We start from the raw sequence: 16,212 nt of genomic DNA on the forward strand, positions 1-16,212 counted from the left end.
ATGAACAACGGCCTCGCATCGGCATGAGTGCTAACTGATGTCCAGCTCTCGCAAGATCGTCCAAATATTTCTGGCGTCACCAAGCGACCTTCCCAACGAACGCCAAGTAGCCAAACTTGCTATCGATTCGTTTAACAAGCAGTGGGCCGACTGGCTGGGAATTCAGGTCGAACTCGTAGGCTGGGAAGACACGTTCAAACGATTCGGACGACCCCAGGAACAGATTAATCTGGATCTTGATAGATGCGAGGCATTCATAGGAATGCTCTGGCGCAAGTGGGGGACGCCGCCAAGCAAGGATAGCGGCCCCTATACGTCGGGATTTGAGGAAGAGTTTGAAAGGGCGCTCGCAAGCCGAAGACGGTTCGGCCGGCCCGAGATGACGCTATTCCTGAAAAAGATAGATCCAGAATTTCTCAAGGACCAGGGGCCGGACATAAAGAAGGTCCTCGACTTCAAAGAGCGCATTCATAAAGAGCATCTAATCCTCTACGAAGAATTCGATGCGCTGGCGGAGTTTGAAGACAAGCTCGTTACTTGGATAACACGCTACGTCCAGCAACTCAAACGCCAGGAAGCGCAAGCGCCTACGGATGACACAAAGGTTGGTCCGACCGAAATAGCCAACGCAACCCAGGCACCAGACCAGCCTCTCGACACCCCACTCTCTCGAGAAGGAATTCAGTTCATCCAAGCATTCGTGGCAAAGACCCAGCGAGATCGAGAAACACATTCGATAGAGGCAGTCGAAGTCGCCCGCTTTCGCCTCTTGGGCAGCATGATCGGTGTGGTCGGCAATGATAACAGCACACTCGCAGTCCATGATGCCAACATCCTGTTTCGTTGGCGCACGAGAGTCGAACTCAGCCGCAAAGAGATGGAAGCGTTGATCGACAGCGGCCTCGACAATATTGCCAACGCCGTTGTTCCTTTTTGGTATTGGTACATCGCAGCAAACGCCCGCGAAACGGGATATCTATCGCTGGCTAGCGTTGTAGGTCCACAGAGCCAACGTGCGGGCGCGTTGCGAGCTATGCGGCTCATTGGTGAGACAATTCGACCTCTGGCGCTGCCAGACGATCAGGAAGATGCCATCAGCAGAAGCGACATCGTCCGTTCATGGCTCATTTCTGATCGCGAGGAAGCCGTCAAGGTCGCGGCGCTGGACTACTTGGCCGTTTGCGGAAACGAGACAGACCTAAAAGTCATCCAAATGGAGTATGAAAAAAGGAACTATCAGACCGTTGGTGCGGCCACCGATGCGATTATCCGGATTAATCTCAGGCAGAGCCGCGAGAGTGCGGTCCGGGCACTCCTCGAGCTTCAGCCCGAAACTCTGGACGATCGCTTGATCGACGACTTGTTCGCGAAACCCGAGGCGCTGCCGACAAATCTACTTTTGGAAGGCGTTACACATCGACATTCGAAAGTGCGTTCGAGAATCGTGACAATTCTTGTAGCGAGAGGCGCCCTGCGAAACGAAATCGCCGAAAGGCTCTTGGACGACTCTGAAGCAAGCGTCCGCTACGAGGCACTTTTGGCCTTACTGCGTGACGGCCGAGACGTCCCCGACGAGAAAGCCAAATCAATTCTTATCAAGCCAGCGACCGTGTCCGCCGGTCTCGGTGGATTGTTTGGCGCATCACTCCCCTCCACCAAAGAGGGAGAAGCATTCGCCGAGCTTTTCATCCGGCTAAAGCTAAGGTCACAAAGTGACGCCTCCCTAGAAAAGCTCTGCGAAAGCGTGGTGGCGATCCTCGATCCCAATCCCCGGCTGGCCCTTGACTTCAAGAAATTTCGGACGCGTGCAGCGGCACTCCGCGCGGCGGTCGATGACGAATTCCGCTCTGAATTTAATGCCGCATTTCGCGATCTTGAGAGACGCCTCATCGAAGGAGATACGCTTAGGAAATTGAAAGAAACCGAGGGCGTCTTCCGAAAGGAGCTTGTTCGGAAAGCTACTGATCTACTGTGTGAAAAGAATGAGCTTATCGATCTTGATCGAATCAGGAGGGGCCTGTCCAGCGGATACGTCGAGTTCTCACGTCTCTACTCTGAATATTTCAAGAAGCACGGTGAGTGGCAAGATATCGGCCTACTCATTTCGTTGCTTGATCGTGCCGATGCAAACTATAGCCTTCTCGGGAACTTATACGACAACGAGAAAACTCATCGGGTGGCCATTGCGATCCACGCTATCGCCAAGGGCCGTTTCAGCGAACTCACGATACTCCCAATGCCATCGCGACTTCTCGCGCAGCTCATTCGTTTGGCGACTGACAAGGAAGTGAGCGAACTTGACCAAAAGTGTCTCTTTGCGATGTTCAACTCGGAGATAGACGACGTGCGGTCGGCAATTTTGCCGAAGGTCGTCAAGGCAGTTCCAAAGACCAGGCTCACGAACCTACTTGCAGCCTACCAAGACCACGACGGCGCACGTTACTATAACGTCTCCTACTGGTTGGATTTGGGTATCTCGCTCTCCCGCAACCAGCGTCTCCATGCAATCGAGGTCACCAGCCTGAAAGCGCTATAGCAAGTGATGGCGGATTGGCCCAAGGCCTCATCCGCCTGTCCCGCAATTCGGTCGGCGGGCACGCTCCGCAAAGCCGCACTACTTGCTGTCTCATACAGGGGGATTGAGCAATGAACCTGCCCCGCACCCGTCGTCAGAAACTTGACATGGTCCGCAAGCATGTTTTGGACGACATTTGGGAAATCATCAAAGCAAGAAATCTGGCGGAGCCATTGATCTCAGCTCCATCGCTCAACTGGGTGAAATCGGACGCCAAGCCAGCAGCTCAGTTCCTCCGCATGCAACTTTCGCGTCACGTCATATTGGTGCTTACTCGACTGAATGCCATCCCGGGGAAAGGCAAGACCGGCAATACTGCATGCATCATGTCTGTGCTCGACGAGGCCGTGGCGATCGACATCCTGTCCGACAAAGATCGAGCACGATTTGCGGATAGATTGAACACGATGAAGGTCAACATGGCAAATCAAGGCACCTCATTCAGTGACTTGGTTAACTTCCGAAATTCAGAGCTCGCCCATTCGCTCTATGATCTGAAAGTCGGAGTTGGGGCATTGTCGTACTTCGTAATCTCCCAGTTCTCAGAAGCAACTGTAGAATTGGTCTCTGACATAGAGAGCCACTTGGTTTCTCTTGGTTGCGATCCTGTTGCGGATATCGGTCAATTCGATAAGGCTTGGGCAAAATGCGGTACAGACTTCTGGGCGCTCCTCACTCCTTAGCAAGCGTAGCCTGGATGCACGAAGCGACATCCGGGACCGACACGCGACTCGCAGGATTAAGTCCGCATATCGCTTCGCGCTTGCGGGCTACCTGCCCAAACCTCACGCAGCCTTCGCGGTCTTGTCGTCCGCCGGCGCCGTCTCCATCGCGCGCATGTAGAGATCGAGCAGGTTTTCACGCTCGTCGCGCTCGTCCTGGTCCTGCTTGCGCAGCTTGATGATCTTCTTCAGCATCTTCACGTCGAAACCTTCGCCCTTCGCCTCCGAGAAGACTTCCTTCTTCTCGTTCAACTCTTGCATTCAAGAAGCGTAGCCCGGATGAGCGAAGCGACATCCGGGTCCGACACGCAGGTCCCAAAGATCAATCCCGCATATCGCTTTGCTCATGCGGGCTACTGCTGACGGAACTTTTGATCTGCCGAAAGGCCCCTCGTGATCGGCAAGCGTAGGGCGGATTAGCCGAAGGCGTAATCCGCCGTTTCGGTCGCCACCGTCGCGGCGGGTTACGCTTTGATAACCCGCCCTACTCGCTGGAGCCTGCGGCCGATGCCGTCTACGCCGGCAGCACGATCACCTTCGTTTTGAGGGGCGTTCGCGAATAGAGGTCGATCATGTCCTGACTGAGGAGGCCGGTACAGCCGCTCGTAATACCGTTCCCGATCGTTTCGGGGGCGCTGGTGCTATAGATCGTGTAAAGCGTGTACACCCCATTTTGGTAGAGGTAGAGCACGCGCGCGCCAAGTGGATTGTCGAGACCCCCCGCCATGCCGCGAGCATATTTGCCCGCCTCCGGCTGGCGCGCGATCATCTCCTTGGGCGGCGTCCAGGTCGGCCATTCGGCTTTGCGCCCGACATAAGCCTCCCCGCTCCACCGGAACCCATCGCGGCCGACATTGGCGCCATAGCGGGTCGCGTTTCCTTCGCCTTCGATGCGGTAGACATAGTATTTGCTCGGATCGACGATGATCGTACCGGGCGCCTCATCGCTGTGGTACTTCACGGTCTTGCGAAAATATTTCGGATCGACCTTACTGACGTCGACCGCGGGGATCGGGAATTTCTCGTCGGGCACGGGCCCGTAGACCTTCTCCGCCTCGGCCAGGCTCATGTAGTCGGACGCACAACCGGCCAGGCTCAGTGCGGCGAGACCAGCAGCAGAACCGACCAGAAACGCCCGGCGGTTGAGAAGCCGCGACCGAGACCCAGGCAGAGCGCCCTCGCCCATCGCACCGGCGTCGGCAATTCCACGGTCCATGATCATGATTTCTGATTTTCCCTTGTCCCGTTGCGCGGCCGAAGCAGACTTTGGCATACAGTAGAAGGGAAAAGAAAAGTTCTTCGTCATTGTCTGAGGTTGACCAACAGATGGTCTTGTGAATCCTTCCGAGAACAATGCGAGAACTTCGGCGGATTACGCTTCCGCCTTCGCTCCATGAGCTAAAGGTCGGCGGGTTACGCCTTCGGCTAATCCGCCCTACGCGATGGCAACAACTGATTGATCACGTTTTCATGCGATTGATCCGCGGCGCTTTGTCGGACCAAATTAGTATGGAATCACCGCCCCGCTACCCTGCCGCATTCCATGCGGAAAATGAATCGAAGGTGAAAACCCAATGAGACGCGTTGTCCAGGCTTCGCTCGGACTCCTCGCATGGAGCATTCTCCAAACCTCGCCCGCATCCGGCCAGCTCAAGGGCAACGCCGACAACATTTGTCGGAACGGATATTTCCCGCGCGAGAGCACCGACTACAGGCTGGCGAAGATCAAAGGCGCAGCCGGCGACAGGATCTATTTCCGCGGCGACGGCAACGAGCGTTGCCCCGACGACCAAGCCTGTCGTCTGAAAACTTATGTCGTTCGCAACGATGAAGTCATTGTTTCCCGGACGTCAGGCAAGTTCGCATGCAGTTGGTTTCAACCTCGCAAGGGCACTGAGACGGTCGGCTGGATCGAGATCGAAAGGCTTGCGTGGCAGGAGGACATACGAGGACCGGCAGAACGGGATTGGCTCGGCGAATGGCGTGCCTACGACAACGTCATTCGCATCTCGAAATCGAAAGAGGCAGGTCAGCTGGCCATCAAGGGCGAGGCCATTTGGGGTTCGGGCAGCCGCACCCATTCCGGCGAGCTTGATTACGAAGCAAAACCTTCAGACGATAAGATGAAATTCGGTGACGGGACGGACGAACTCGACTGTCAGGTCACGATGCAGCTCGTCGGCAAGTTACTGGTTGTCGGCGACAACCTCCAGTGCGGCGGGACAAACGTCTCATTTTCAGGTGTCTACCAAACGAGACCGACGCGATGAGCATCTCGCGGCTCGTAGGGCGGATTAGCGCAGCGTAATTCGCCCTACGTCGCGGTAACGCCGAGCGGCGGGTTACGAGGAGTCTATCATCGGACACGCGTTCCGCGCGATCCGTTGGCGAACCCACCCTACTCGTTACGTGCTTGTTCGTTTCGCTCAGGCCGCCTTCGCTGCACCTCGATCGCGAAGAGATTGGTGTGAAGCTGGCAAGATCATTGCCGCTGTCAGACCGAGATCGGCGGGACGAAATCGACCCGTTGCGGACGTAGATGGGTCGGCCATAATGTCTTCTTTTCAAGGCAATTCGGTCGGAGGCGAGATGGTCGATCCGTGGCCCGCAGATGCAAAGTTTCAAATGGGTGACTATGCCGCCAAGAAAGGGCGAGCATCATGGCGCGGTCGAATCGTTGGTTGGTATCGTACGGATTTGACCAGGCTCGGATATGCGATCGAGAGCTACTTCGAGCCCGGCTCGGTGCAGATTTACCCGGAGACGGCGATCGACGCATGGCAGCCGCCGGCCTTGGAACGTGAGTGACCGATTCTCACCCTCCTGCGACCTTCGGAACGTTTGCTCGTGCACGAATCGGAAGCCTCGTAGCCCGGATGAGCGAAGCGATATCCGGGACCGGCATCGCCATACGCACGACCGACCCCGCATGTCGCTTCGCTCATGCGGGCTACCGCTGCCGCCCTGGCCGAGAAACAGACCGGACACCGCGCATCGCATGCGCAACAAATCGATCAGACGCCTTCAGCCACACGCAACGTGATCCGGGTCAATTCGGACGGGCGGCCGAGCCGCAAGGCAAAGCCCGGCCACAGCGCGGTACCGTTGTTGACGTAGAGCGTCATCCCGTCGACGTCGTAGCGGCCGGAGACGAAGCCGGCATTGGCGCGCGCGGCCAGGCGATCGATCCCCAGGATCAATCCGCCATGGGTGTGTCCGGAGAGCTGCAGGGCGACGCCGAGCCGGGCTGCCTTTCGTGCGTCGCTCGGCTGATGGTCGAGCAGGATGACCGGCGCGCCCTTGGGGGCGCCGTCGAGAACCGCGGCAAGGTCGCGGATGGAATGCCCCCGGTGGCGCGACGCGCGGTCGGTGATCCCTGCGATCACGAGCTTGCCGCCGCCGCGTTCGAGCACGATGTGCCGGTTCTCGAGCGAGCGCAGGCCGAGCGCTTCGTAATGCGCCATCCAGCCGTCATAGCCGAAGATATATTCGTGATTGCCCGAGATCACGTAGACGCCGTCGGCCGCCATCAGGTCGCGCAGCGGCGCGATGTCGTTGCGCCGCGCATCGATGGTGCCGTCGATCAGATCGCCGGTGATCGCGATCAGGTCGGCGCCGAGCTTGTTCGATCGCTCGACCACGGCGCGCGCCCAGGGCGCGGGAAACAGCCGGCTGATGTGCAGATCCGTCAGTTGCAGGATGGTATAGCCATCGAACTGAAGCGGAAGTCCGCGAATGCCGACCTCGACATCCCTGAGCGGCGGAATGCGCATCGCCTGATGGACGCCGATCGCGGCGGCTGCGGCCGCGAGCGCAGCAAGTGCGTAGCGAACGCCGTCAGGCGCGCCGACGAAGCCGCCGTGGATCAGCGCGGCCACAAGCAGCCCGGCATCGAGCGCCAGTTGCAGCAGCGCCAGCAGCATGATCGCGCCGAACGCCCAGTTGAACAGGACGACCACCGGACGCGGAAACTCCGGCGAGAATTCCGATCCCGACGACAGCCTGTTCCAGCGGTGAAACTGCAAGGCGACCAGCACCAGCAACGCGGCGACGATCTTTGCCGGCAGCGGCCAGTCGAGCGGCCAGATGAAGCGGGCCAGGATCAGCAGGCTGGTCAGGCCGAAGATGAGTTGGGGAATTGGTTCGCTCCGGATCGGATCGGTGAAGGCTGCGCGGTCGGCGCTCAGCGAAGGTAGGGTGGATCAGCCTCGCGCGTAAGCCGCCATCGTCAGCACATTTTCGGCAAGTCGCGCGTCGCCGAATTGCCCTGCGCGCTCGCCCGGACGAGGAAGCGACACCCAGGGCCAGCATCACAGGATGCGTACGCCGGCCCCGTATCTCGCTTCGCTCGCGCAGTCACTGCTTGCCGCGGTCTTGCGGCGCAAATGCCGGAAGCCCGATCAATCCTCGATATCGGCAATGCGTCTGAGCACGATCACGACGGCAAGGACCAGGCCGAGCACGCCGCCGGCAACGCCGGCCAGACCAGACCCGACGGCACCACCGACATCCCGGTCGGACAGAACGATCGCAACCGCTTCAGCGACAAAACCCATCCCAAGCGTCAGGACGATGACGATTGCGACGCATTTGGAAAGTTCGACCACAAACCGAAATGCCATATCCTCCAAAGCGCCGAGCGCGCGGGCCGTGCGGCTAGCCGGACGCGGGGCGGCCTGGCCAAGTGCTCTCCGATGCCTTCTGATTGAGGCATCGGCGGAGGTATTGCCGATCAAGCGGTTCGCGCGGGGATTGTCGCTGGGATCATCGAGAGCCTCGATGTCCAGTCTGAACTCTCGCCGCAGAAGCAGCGTAACGAGCAGCGCACAAGATAAAAGTGCGGCCAGTCCTGCGTAGATGCTGATGCTACCTGCCAGAAAGATCAGAAAAAAGCCGACCCACCCAAGGGCCTCACCACAAAATTGAGCCACTGCCAATCGGGCAATGTCGGCCCATGACTGTTCTCTCCAAGACTGATTTCTCTTGGGGACGAAATCCGCGAGCCTCATCGGTTTGCCCTTCGACAGTCCGCCTTCTGCACCACGGCCACTCATCTCCTGAGATGTGGAGCGTCGGTCGTCGGGCGCAATCCTTCCGTCGCAACTCCGACGGGAATTGCAAAGGGCAGCGCCAAGGAGCGGCCTTTGCTCGCAGCACGGTTGAGCGCACCTCCACCATTGAGGCCGATCAAAAGCCCAAAAACAAAACTTGAACACCGCTCATTTTCATGCCAGATATTGAACATTGTTCATTTTGTCGAGAGCCGACGATGCACACGACCTTCCGGATGGACGGATTGACGCCGCCCGAGCGCCCCGCCAAACCGTGGATGAAAGCCACCCCGGCGATCATCACGATCGGCATCATTGCGGCATTCGCGGTGCACGGACGCATCGCGCAGCCGGCCAACTACAACGATTTCGCCGACCACTCGGCCATCTTCGGCATCTCGCACGCAGCCGATGTCCTGTCGAACGCAGGCTTCGCCCTGGTCGCGATCTGGGGCTGGCTGGCGCTGCGCCCTCACCGCAACAGCGATCGGTTGCGCCCCGGCTGGCCGGGCTATCGCCTGTTCCGGATCGGATTGTTCCTCACCGCCTTCGGGTCCGCCTTCTTTCACCTCGCCCCCGGCAATGGCCGGCTGACCTGGGACATGCTGCCGATCGCGCTTGCCGGCGCGGGCCTGCTGGTCGGCGTCCGCGGCGACACCCGGCCGGGATCGAAGACGAACATCGAAACGATCCTTCTCGGGCTTTACGCCGCCGCCAGCGTCGCATGGTGGGTCACCACCGACCGACATGGTGCGGGCGACCTGCGACCGTATCTGCTGCTGCAGGTCCTCCCGCTCATCCTGATCCAGCTCTGGCAGTCGATCTATCGCGCGCCGCGTGCCGACCGCATCGCATTCGCCGCCGCGATGATGTTGTACGTGCTGGCCAAGATCGCCGAGGTGCTCGACCACCAGATCGCAGACACGATTCAGTTCGTCAGCGGACACACGTTGAAGCATCTGCTCGCGACTTCAGCCACGGCCGCAATCGTCTGGGGACTGACGCGACGGATCTCCGATGGCGGCGGGCGACGGGTCATTTCGGAATAATGGAAAAGTATCGCTGATTTGCCCGACGCGTCAAGTCGCTTTTCCGAGTGCCGGCGGCAGCCTGCACCTTTGCATGGGGTTGTTTTCGATATTTTGGATGGGCAGCTCTGCTTCCTCGATCGCATCGGGCGGATTGACCGGCAAGGCGACCGCATCCATATGCATCTGCATGAACCGGCTGCCCCCGCCGTTTCGCATCCACCTGGACACAGCCAAATACCATCGGCTCCCCGTCCCTAACGCTCCGGAGTCGCCGTGGCCGCCCTCTCCATTCTCGATCTCGTCCGCGTCACCGAGGAAACCGACGCGCGCGGCGCGCTCTATAACGCGCGCGATGTCGCCGTGCATGCGGAGGCGCTCGGCTATCGCCGCATCTGGGTGGCGGAGCATCACAACATGGCGGGCATCGCGAGCGCGGCGACGTCGGTCGTGATCGGGCACATCGCGGCGGGCACCAAGACCATCCGGGTCGGCGCCGGCGGCATCATGCTGCCGAACCACGCGCCCTACGTTATCGCCGAGCAGTTCGGCACGCTGGCGCGGCTGTTTCCCGATCGTATCGACCTCGGCCTCGGCCGCGCCCCGGGCACCGACCAGCTCACGCTGCGCGCGCTGCGCCGCACGCCGGAATCCGCCGAGAACTTTCCGCAGGACGTGCTCGAGGTGCAGGCCTTCCTCGCCGCCGCCGGTCCCAACCAGCGCATCCAGGCGGTGCCGGCCGCCGGCACCGACGTGCCGCTGTGGATTCTCGGCTCGAGCAATTTCGGCGCGATGCTGGCCGGCGAGCTCGGCCTGCCCTACGCCTTCGCCTCGCACTTTGCCCCCGAGCTGCTGATCCAGGCGCTGCAGATCTATCGCGCCCGCTTCAAGCCGTCGGAGCAGCTCGATCGCCCCTACACCATGGTCGGCGTCAACATCATCGCCGCCGACACCGACGAGGAGGCGCGGCGGCTCGCGACCACGCAGCAGATGTCGTTCACCAACATCTTCCGCGGCGCGCGCGGCCTCAGCCAGCCGCCGATCGACGACATCGAGAGCTACTGGTCGCCGGCGGAGAAGGTGCAGGCGATGCGGATGCTCGCGCGTTCCATCATCGGCTCGCCCGCGACGGTGCGCGCCGGCATCGACGCGCTGGTCGCGGAGACCGGCGCCGACGAGCTGATGATCGTGTCCGACGTCTATGATCACCAGAAGCGGCTGCGATCGTTCGAGCTGATCGCCAAGGCCGGCGCGATCGCGCCGCAGACGTAGCCTGCAGGATGGGCAGTAGCCGACACACTAACGCAGCCTCACTTCGGCGCGCCGGCGGGCGCCTGCGACTGCGCGAGCTGGCCGAGCGTCACGCTCAGCGAATTCGGCGCGTTGTCCCGCAGCATCGAAAGCTTGACCGAGCTGCCCGGCGCGCCCGCATAGACCTTCTTGGTCAGCTCGTTGGCGCTCTTGATCGGCTCGTCATTGACCGAGGTGATCACGTCCCCTCGCCTCAATCCGGCCTTCGCTGCCGGACCGCCGGTCTGCACGCCGACCACGACCGCGCCGTGCAGATTGTTCGCACCCAAGCTTTCGGCAATGCCGGGGGTGATCGATTGAATCTGCGCGCCCATCCAGCCGCGCGTGACCGAGCCCTTGTCCTTCAGCTGCGGGATCACCGTCTTCACGGTATCCGCGGGTATCGCAAACGCGACGCCGACCGAGCCGCCGGAGGGCGAGAAGATCAGGCTGTTCACGCCGATCACCTCGCCATGCGTGTTGAAGCTCGGGCCGCCGGAATCGCCGCGGTTGATCCGAGCGTCGATCTGGACGAAATCTTCCGACGACCCCGTTTCCAGGTCGCGTGCACGCGCCGAGACGATCCCCGCGGTGACGGTGTTTCCGAGACCGAATGAATTGCCGGCCGCGAGCACCCAATCGCCGGTGCGCGGCGCTTGATCCGCGAGCTTGACATAGCTGAAGTCGGTCCGCCCATCGACCTTGAGCAGGGCCAGGTCGCTGACCGGATCCTTGCCCAGGACTTTCGCCTTGTAGACCTTGTTGTCGCTGGTGCGGACATCGGCGCGGTCGCTGCCGCCGAGGACGTGATTGTTCGTCACTGCGTAGCCGTCCGCCGAGATGAAGAAGCCCGAACCGATCGAGGTCATCTCACCCAACTTCGGCAGATTGCCCGGTCCGCGCCTGCCGGGATCCGGAACGGCCCTTCCCGGCGTGTCCTGATCGGGCGAGCCATCCGGCCCGAGAGAACCGCCGGGGGAGTCACCGGGAGACGAGTCGTCGTCATCCGCCGCTGCCGCCACCTTGGCGTTGACGCCAATCACGGCCGGCCCGACCTTCTCGGCAAGGTCGGCGAACTCGCCAGGACCACCATTGCCGTGATCCGCGCGCGAATTCACTGACTGTGCGTGGGCAAGACTTGCGCTCACAAGACTAGCGCCCACCAGCAACGCCGATGTGAAGGCGGCGGTGACGAGCGACGTGCGAAGGCAGACGAAGGCCGGATTTCTCTGATTCATCTTCCGCGTCCATGTTTGGGATCAGCCGATTGCTCCTGGATGAATTGCCGGCCGGACGCGACGATCAGTGAACCGTTCCCCGCAAGCACAGGGGCGCAATGCCGAGCGACGGACGGCAACGGATAGAGGCGCAGACCGTTCCATCGGCATCCGCCGTGGACGGGCGGCTCGCCATCTTTGCGCCGCTTTGCGCATCAAATCGCCGGGTTTTTGCTTGCTTTGGCCGCCTGTGCCTCTACGGTGCGCCCGCAACGACGGAGACGATCTCGACTATGGACGCCGCAATGAACTGCCCGAAATGCAATTCCGAGCATGCCTATCAGGACGGCGTTCTCTGGGTTTGCCCGGAATGTGCCCATGAGTGGAGCAGCGATGCGGCCGCGGCCGCCAAGACCGCCCAGCAAGCGGGCGTGCGCGACGCGCACGGCAACCCGCTGACGGACGGCGACAGCGTCATCGTGATCAAGGACCTCAAGGTCAAGGGCTCGTCGTCGGTGGTCAAGGGCGGCACCAAGGTCAGGAACATCCGCCTCACCGAGGGCAGCGACGGACACAACATCGCCTGCAAGATCGACGGCATCGGCGCGATGAATCTGAAATCGGAGTTCGTCAAGAAGGCCTAGCGTAGCCCAGCTTACGCATCCGCCAATGCTTTCGCCGGTGAGGCGGCAGCCTTCGCGATGTGCCGGTTCTTGTCGTCGACCAGCACGACCCGCGGATGAAATTTGCGCGCCTCGTCGGCGTCGAAGCTGGCATAGGCGACGATGATGACCTTGTCGCCGGCCATGGCAAGCCGTGCGGCCGCGCCGTTGAGGCCGATGGTGCCCGATCCCGCCGGCGCCTCGATCACGTAGGTCGAGAAGCGCGCGCCGGTGTCGACGTTATAGATGTCGACGCGTTCATTGATGAGGAAACCGGCGGCCTCGATCAAATTGCGGTCGATCGAAATCGATCCCTCGTAATGCAAGTCCGCTTCGGTGACGTGCGCGCGATGAATCTTGCCCTTCATCAAAGTCACTTGCATCGAGACCATCCCGTATCGTTGCGTCGGAATTTTCCGCGCCGCCAATAACGGCGCGCCGCCTCCGCGTCAACGTTGTCCGGGTGTACGCTCGCTTCGAGCGCAGTTCCGCGACGATGGGTTTGTCCTGAAATCGTCGACCGCGCCGGGCTGCAATGCTCCGCGCCACCGAAATCGGAGAATGAATGCGCTGCGGCGGAGCCTTTCCGGAGCAGGCTATTATTTGTGACCCGGTAGCGAACGCCCTACTCTCGCTTGCTCGCAATCTCGTTCGCCAAGACCACTATCACCTCGCCGTCGAGGATCGGCTTCGCGACCTCAAAGAAGCGCGCCACAGCCGGCGAATTGTTGTGCCGGTCCATCGCCGCCTGATCCAGGTATCGCTCATACGTCGAAAATATCCGCGGACTGTCGACATCCTGCGAGACGTAGTAGCCGACGGTGGACGGCTCGTTGGCGCGGACATGCTCGACGACGTCGAGCAACGCCTGACGCATCGCCGGCTCATGGCCCTTCTTCGCGCGGATGATCGCCGTGATTGCCAGCATGCACTCTCTCCGGAGGTTGGTAGCCCGTAGGACGGGTTTCGTGGAGTTTATCATCGGGCCGCGCGACGCGCGGCCCCGTTGGCTCGACCCATCCTACACGCTTTTGACTGGCTCACACCCGGCTCAACGCCTGCGCGATGTCGGCCACCAGGTCGGACGGATGCTCGATCCCGATCGAGAGCCGGATTGTCGAATCCAGCACGCCGATCCGCTTGCGGATGTTGGCTGGCACGCCGGAATGCGTCATGGTGGCCGGCAGGCTCGCGAGCGACTCGGTGCCGCCGAGGCTGACTGCGAGCTTGAAGATCTGCAGCGAGTTGAGGAATTTCTCCGCCGCCTGCTGCCCGCCGACGATGTCGAACGAGAAGGTCGAACCGGCGCCGCTGCTTTGGCTCGCGAACACGCGCCCCGCAGGCGACGCCGGATCGTGATGGCCGAGATAATGCACCTGCGCCACCTTGGGATGGTCGCGCAGATAGTCGGCGACGATCCGCGCGTTGCGGTCGGCCTTTTCCATGCGCAGGCTGAGCGTTTCCAGCGAACGGCTGATCATCCAGCAGGAATGCGGATCGAGCTGGGTGCCGATCGCGCCGCGCAGCGCCTTGATGTCCTTCATCAGCTTCTTCGAGCCGAGCGCCGCGCCCGCGATCAGGTCGGAATGGCCGCCGACATATTTCGTCAGCGAGTACAGCGAGAGATCGGCGCCGTGCTCGATCGGCCGCTGAAATACCGGCCCGAGCAGCGTGTTGTCGCAGGCGATGATCGGCGTATGGCCCTGTGCCTTGCCGATCGCATCGGCGATGCGCCGCGTCAGCGCGATATCGACCAGGCCGTTGGTCGGATTGGCCGGCGTCTCGATGAAGATCATCGCGACACGGCCCTTCTTCATCGCCTCGTCGGCAGCGGCGCGGATGACACTCTCGTCGAGGCCGTCGGCAAAGCCCACGGCGTGAATCGAGAAACCCGCCAGTGTCCTGGTGAACAGCGTCTCGGTGCCGCCATAGAGCGGCTGCGAATGCAGGATCACGTCGCCGGGCCGCGCGAAGGCCAGCACCGTGGTCGAGATCGCCGACATGCCGGAGGAGAACAGCGCGCAGCTCTCGGTGCGCTCATAGATCGCAAGCCGGTCCTCGACGATCTCGCTGTTCGGATGGTTGAAGCGCGAATAGACCAGCCCCGCCCCCATGCCCTCCGGAGGCTCGCGCCGGCCCGCGACAAAGTCGAAGAAGTCCTTGCCGTCCTCGGCGGTGCGGAACACGAAGGTCGAGGTCAGGAACACGGGCGGCTTGACGGCCCCCTCCGACAGCTGCGGATCGTAGCCGTAGTTCAGCATCTGGGTTTCCGGATGCAGCAGGTGATTGCCGATATGGGTTTTGGACGGAAACGGTTTTGTCATGGCCGGTCTCCTGTTCACGGGCCGCCGCGCTGGCGGCGATTCCCGGAATGATGGGACCAGCATACCCCAGCTTTATGCCATTCAGCCAAAGCACGGCATCAGACAGTTCTGGATAACGAACGGCCGGCGTGCGCCCTGCTCCGCCGGCCGTTCCGAATTTTCACGCAGCGGTGAAGACGCGGGCTACCAGCCGCGATCCACGTTGCGCACCTCGCCGGTCCGCGCGTCGACATCGACCTTCATCCAGCGGCCGAGGCGGTCACGCCCCTCGACCTCCCACTCGTCGCCGAGGAACTGGGTGTTGGACACCGTCACGATGCCGAGACCGGTCGCGACATCGAGCGCGGCCTCCATCGAGACCTGGCTGCCGGAATCGTAGGCCATCGCCGGCGTCGCTGCGCCGATCGCCAGGGCCGCGATCGCGGGAATAATGAAACTTCGCATGGCTCACTCCTCATGGAACAGGATGTTATGCCGCATAAAACGAGCGGCGCACCCATCAGTTCCGACAACAGGAGTGCGAAGCAGCGCGAAACTTCGGCAGTTGCGGCGATTTGGTGGCGGTTCCGGTTTCATCGACGCCCGCCGTTCGCCTTGCGCGCTCTCTTCTTCCACATTCGAAATCCGCCCTCGAATGCGTTGGCGTTGTCGCCGAACCTCACCTTGGGCGGCGGGTTGTCGACCTTGTCGGCATTGCCGCCGCCGAGCACGATGTACTCGGGCTCCAGCGCGGCGGACAGCCGCGCGATGACGTCGTCGACGCTCTTGCGCCATTTCTTCCGGCCGCGCCGCTCGAGACCCGCGGCGCCGACATAATCCTCGAACGTCGCGCCCTTGCGGTACGGCAAATGACCAAGCTCCATCGGCTCGTAAACACCGTCCACGATCATCGCCGAGCCGAGGCCGGTGCCGAGGCCGAGAAACAGCATCCGCCCGCCCTGATAGCTGCCGATCGCCTGCATCAGCGCATCGTTGACGACCCTGGTCGGGCGGCCGAACGCGTGGTGAAAATCGAAGCCGGCCCAGCCGCGGCCGAGATTGTGCGGCTCGGTCAGCGGACGGTTGTGAACGACGGGTCCCGGATAACCGACCGAGATCACATCATAGGACCAGTCCTTGGTGAGCAGCTTGACCTGCCGCACCATCTCGGTCGCGGACAGAGTTGGACCCGACTCGAATTCGCGCTTGATGCGCTCCTTGTCGGTCATGACCTTCACATGCGTGCCGCCGACGTCGATCGCCAGCACAGTGCGGCGCGACGCGGGCCCGTTCGTCTTCTTGCTGGTCTTGTTGCCTGCCTTCTTGGCCATCAATCCACTCTCCTATGCGCGCCGAGTGGAGCA

At 61.4% G+C, this 16,212-nt stretch carries 17 protein-coding genes and 1 pseudogene; 7 read left to right on the top strand and 11 right to left on the bottom strand.

The genetic code is table 11. The features are described from left to right. Window positions 1-37 precede the first annotated feature (37 nt). Window positions 38-2,536 carry a DUF4062 domain-containing protein gene (locus tag Q2M23_RS12810; protein ID WP_316395790.1) on the top strand — a complete coding sequence of 833 codons (2,499 nt, stop codon included), beginning with the start codon at window positions 38-40 and terminating at the stop codon, window positions 2,534-2,536. A 110-nt stretch (window positions 2,537-2,646) separates the two neighbouring features. Further along, window positions 2,647-3,258: a hypothetical protein gene (locus Q2M23_RS12815; protein WP_316395791.1), complete on the top strand. Its 612-nt coding sequence runs from the start codon at window positions 2,647-2,649 to the stop codon at window positions 3,256-3,258. Window positions 3,259-3,360: 102 nt separating this feature from the next. Here the strand turns inward: Q2M23_RS12815 and Q2M23_RS12820 are convergent. Then, window positions 3,361-3,558: pseudogene (locus Q2M23_RS12820) on the bottom strand (DUF2312 domain-containing protein); the annotation flags it as partial. Between the two features lie 253 nt (window positions 3,559-3,811). Continuing rightward, entirely contained in the window at window positions 3,812-4,519 is a 708-nt protein-coding gene (locus tag Q2M23_RS12825; protein WP_229189263.1) for a L,D-transpeptidase, read from the bottom strand. Between the two features lie 352 nt (window positions 4,520-4,871). On the opposite strand from Q2M23_RS12825, the gene Q2M23_RS12830 reads away from it, so the two are divergent. Both Q2M23_RS12830 and Q2M23_RS12835 read left to right on the top strand, forming a co-directional pair. Beyond that, window positions 4,872-5,567 (top strand): hypothetical protein, encoded by a 696-nt coding sequence (locus Q2M23_RS12830; RefSeq protein WP_316395792.1) that lies wholly within the window; start codon window positions 4,872-4,874, stop codon window positions 5,565-5,567. Window positions 5,568-5,850: 283 nt separating this feature from the next. Beyond that, a complete protein-coding gene (locus Q2M23_RS12835) occupies window positions 5,851-6,105 on the top strand; it encodes a hypothetical protein (protein ID WP_063790162.1) in 255 nt (84 codons plus the stop codon). 206 nt (window positions 6,106-6,311) lie between these two features. Here Q2M23_RS12835 and Q2M23_RS12840 read toward each other — a convergent pair whose 3' ends face one another. Both Q2M23_RS12840 and Q2M23_RS12845 read right to left on the bottom strand, forming a co-directional pair. After that, the gene (locus Q2M23_RS12840) at window positions 6,312-7,436 is read right to left on the bottom strand and encodes a metallophosphoesterase (RefSeq protein WP_316395843.1); all 1,125 of its coding nucleotides are present in this window, start codon (window positions 7,434-7,436) and stop codon (window positions 6,312-6,314) included. A 261-nt stretch (window positions 7,437-7,697) separates the two neighbouring features. Then, a complete protein-coding gene (locus Q2M23_RS12845) occupies window positions 7,698-8,306 on the bottom strand; it encodes a hypothetical protein (RefSeq protein ID WP_316395793.1) in 609 nt (202 codons plus the stop codon). 260 nt (window positions 8,307-8,566) lie between these two features. Between Q2M23_RS12845 and Q2M23_RS12850 the strand changes: the two genes are divergently transcribed. Then, window positions 8,567-9,397 (top strand): hypothetical protein, encoded by an 831-nt coding sequence (locus Q2M23_RS12850; RefSeq protein ID WP_316395794.1) that lies wholly within the window; start codon window positions 8,567-8,569, stop codon window positions 9,395-9,397. A gap of 30 nt (window positions 9,398-9,427) precedes the next feature. Here the strand turns inward: Q2M23_RS12850 and Q2M23_RS12855 are convergent, their stop codons facing one another. After that, entirely contained in the window at window positions 9,428-9,568 is a 141-nt protein-coding gene (locus Q2M23_RS12855) for a hypothetical protein (protein WP_316395795.1), read from the bottom strand. Window positions 9,569-9,652: 84 nt separating this feature from the next. Between Q2M23_RS12855 and Q2M23_RS12860 the strand changes: the two genes are divergently transcribed. Beyond that, complete coding sequence (locus Q2M23_RS12860) at window positions 9,653-10,648, top strand: LLM class flavin-dependent oxidoreductase (protein ID WP_316395796.1); 996 nt, start codon at window positions 9,653-9,655, stop codon at window positions 10,646-10,648. A 38-nt stretch (window positions 10,649-10,686) separates the two neighbouring features. Here the strand turns inward: Q2M23_RS12860 and Q2M23_RS12865 are convergent, their stop codons facing one another. After that, window positions 10,687-11,904: a S1C family serine protease gene (locus Q2M23_RS12865; RefSeq protein WP_316395797.1), complete on the bottom strand. Its 1,218-nt coding sequence runs from the start codon at window positions 11,902-11,904 to the stop codon at window positions 10,687-10,689. 272 nt (window positions 11,905-12,176) lie between these two features. On the opposite strand from Q2M23_RS12865, the gene Q2M23_RS12870 reads away from it, so the two are divergent. Further along, entirely contained in the window at window positions 12,177-12,527 is a 351-nt protein-coding gene (locus Q2M23_RS12870; protein ID WP_057019964.1) for a zinc ribbon domain-containing protein YjdM, read from the top strand. An 11-nt stretch (window positions 12,528-12,538) separates the two neighbouring features. On the opposite strand, the gene panD is transcribed toward Q2M23_RS12870, so the two are convergent. The 5 genes from panD to Q2M23_RS12895 form a co-directional block, all read right to left on the bottom strand. Beyond that, window positions 12,539-12,928 (bottom strand): aspartate 1-decarboxylase, encoded by a 390-nt coding sequence (gene panD, locus Q2M23_RS12875; RefSeq protein WP_316395798.1) that lies wholly within the window; start codon window positions 12,926-12,928, stop codon window positions 12,539-12,541. 242 nt (window positions 12,929-13,170) lie between these two features. Continuing rightward, window positions 13,171-13,473, bottom strand: coding sequence for a putative quinol monooxygenase (locus tag Q2M23_RS12880; RefSeq protein ID WP_310884722.1), 303 nt, complete (start codon window positions 13,471-13,473; stop codon window positions 13,171-13,173). A 112-nt stretch (window positions 13,474-13,585) separates the two neighbouring features. After that, window positions 13,586-14,869: a cystathionine gamma-synthase family protein gene (locus Q2M23_RS12885; RefSeq protein ID WP_316395799.1), complete on the bottom strand. Its 1,284-nt coding sequence runs from the start codon at window positions 14,867-14,869 to the stop codon at window positions 13,586-13,588. 183 nt (window positions 14,870-15,052) lie between these two features. Further along, a complete protein-coding gene (locus tag Q2M23_RS12890) occupies window positions 15,053-15,313 on the bottom strand; it encodes a PepSY domain-containing protein (protein WP_057019961.1) in 261 nt (86 codons plus the stop codon). Window positions 15,314-15,441: 128 nt separating this feature from the next. Further along, window positions 15,442-16,179, bottom strand: coding sequence for an ROK family protein (locus Q2M23_RS12895; RefSeq protein WP_316395800.1), 738 nt, complete (start codon window positions 16,177-16,179; stop codon window positions 15,442-15,444). Between the last annotated feature and the right edge of the window lie 33 nt (window positions 16,180-16,212).

Source organism: Bradyrhizobium sp. 33ap4 (assembly GCF_032654765.1).
Lineage (GTDB): Bacteria > Pseudomonadota > Alphaproteobacteria > Rhizobiales > Xanthobacteraceae > Bradyrhizobium > Bradyrhizobium australafricanum.

What these genes read in the sequence shown, in the direction of transcription:
- Q2M23_RS12810 (WP_316395790.1), top strand. Translation starts at nt 38, where the DNA reads ATGTCCAGCTCTCGCAAGATCGTCCAAATATTTCTGGCGTCACCAAGC.
- Q2M23_RS12815 (WP_316395791.1), top strand. Translation starts at nt 2,647, where the DNA reads ATGAACCTGCCCCGCACCCGTCGTCAGAAACTTGACATGGTCCGCAAG.
- Q2M23_RS12825 (WP_229189263.1), bottom strand. Translation starts at nt 4,519, where the DNA reads ATGATCATGGACCGTGGAATTGCCGACGCCGGTGCGATGGGCGAGGGC.
- Q2M23_RS12830 (WP_316395792.1), top strand. Translation starts at nt 4,872, where the DNA reads ATGAGACGCGTTGTCCAGGCTTCGCTCGGACTCCTCGCATGGAGCATT.
- Q2M23_RS12835 (WP_063790162.1), top strand. Translation starts at nt 5,851, where the DNA reads ATGTCTTCTTTTCAAGGCAATTCGGTCGGAGGCGAGATGGTCGATCCG.
- Q2M23_RS12845 (WP_316395793.1), bottom strand. Translation starts at nt 8,306, where the DNA reads ATGAGGCTCGCGGATTTCGTCCCCAAGAGAAATCAGTCTTGGAGAGAA.
- Q2M23_RS12850 (WP_316395794.1), top strand. Translation starts at nt 8,567, where the DNA reads ATGCACACGACCTTCCGGATGGACGGATTGACGCCGCCCGAGCGCCCC.
- Q2M23_RS12855 (WP_316395795.1), bottom strand. Translation starts at nt 9,568, where the DNA reads ATGCAGATGCATATGGATGCGGTCGCCTTGCCGGTCAATCCGCCCGAT.
- Q2M23_RS12865 (WP_316395797.1), bottom strand. Translation starts at nt 11,904, where the DNA reads ATGAATCAGAGAAATCCGGCCTTCGTCTGCCTTCGCACGTCGCTCGTC.
- Q2M23_RS12870 (WP_057019964.1), top strand. Translation starts at nt 12,177, where the DNA reads ATGGACGCCGCAATGAACTGCCCGAAATGCAATTCCGAGCATGCCTAT.
- panD (WP_316395798.1), bottom strand. Translation starts at nt 12,928, where the DNA reads ATGCAAGTGACTTTGATGAAGGGCAAGATTCATCGCGCGCACGTCACC.
- Q2M23_RS12880 (WP_310884722.1), bottom strand. Translation starts at nt 13,473, where the DNA reads ATGCTGGCAATCACGGCGATCATCCGCGCGAAGAAGGGCCATGAGCCG.
- Q2M23_RS12885 (WP_316395799.1), bottom strand. Translation starts at nt 14,869, where the DNA reads ATGACAAAACCGTTTCCGTCCAAAACCCATATCGGCAATCACCTGCTG.
- Q2M23_RS12890 (WP_057019961.1), bottom strand. Translation starts at nt 15,313, where the DNA reads ATGCGAAGTTTCATTATTCCCGCGATCGCGGCCCTGGCGATCGGCGCA.
- Q2M23_RS12895 (WP_316395800.1), bottom strand. Translation starts at nt 16,179, where the DNA reads ATGGCCAAGAAGGCAGGCAACAAGACCAGCAAGAAGACGAACGGGCCC.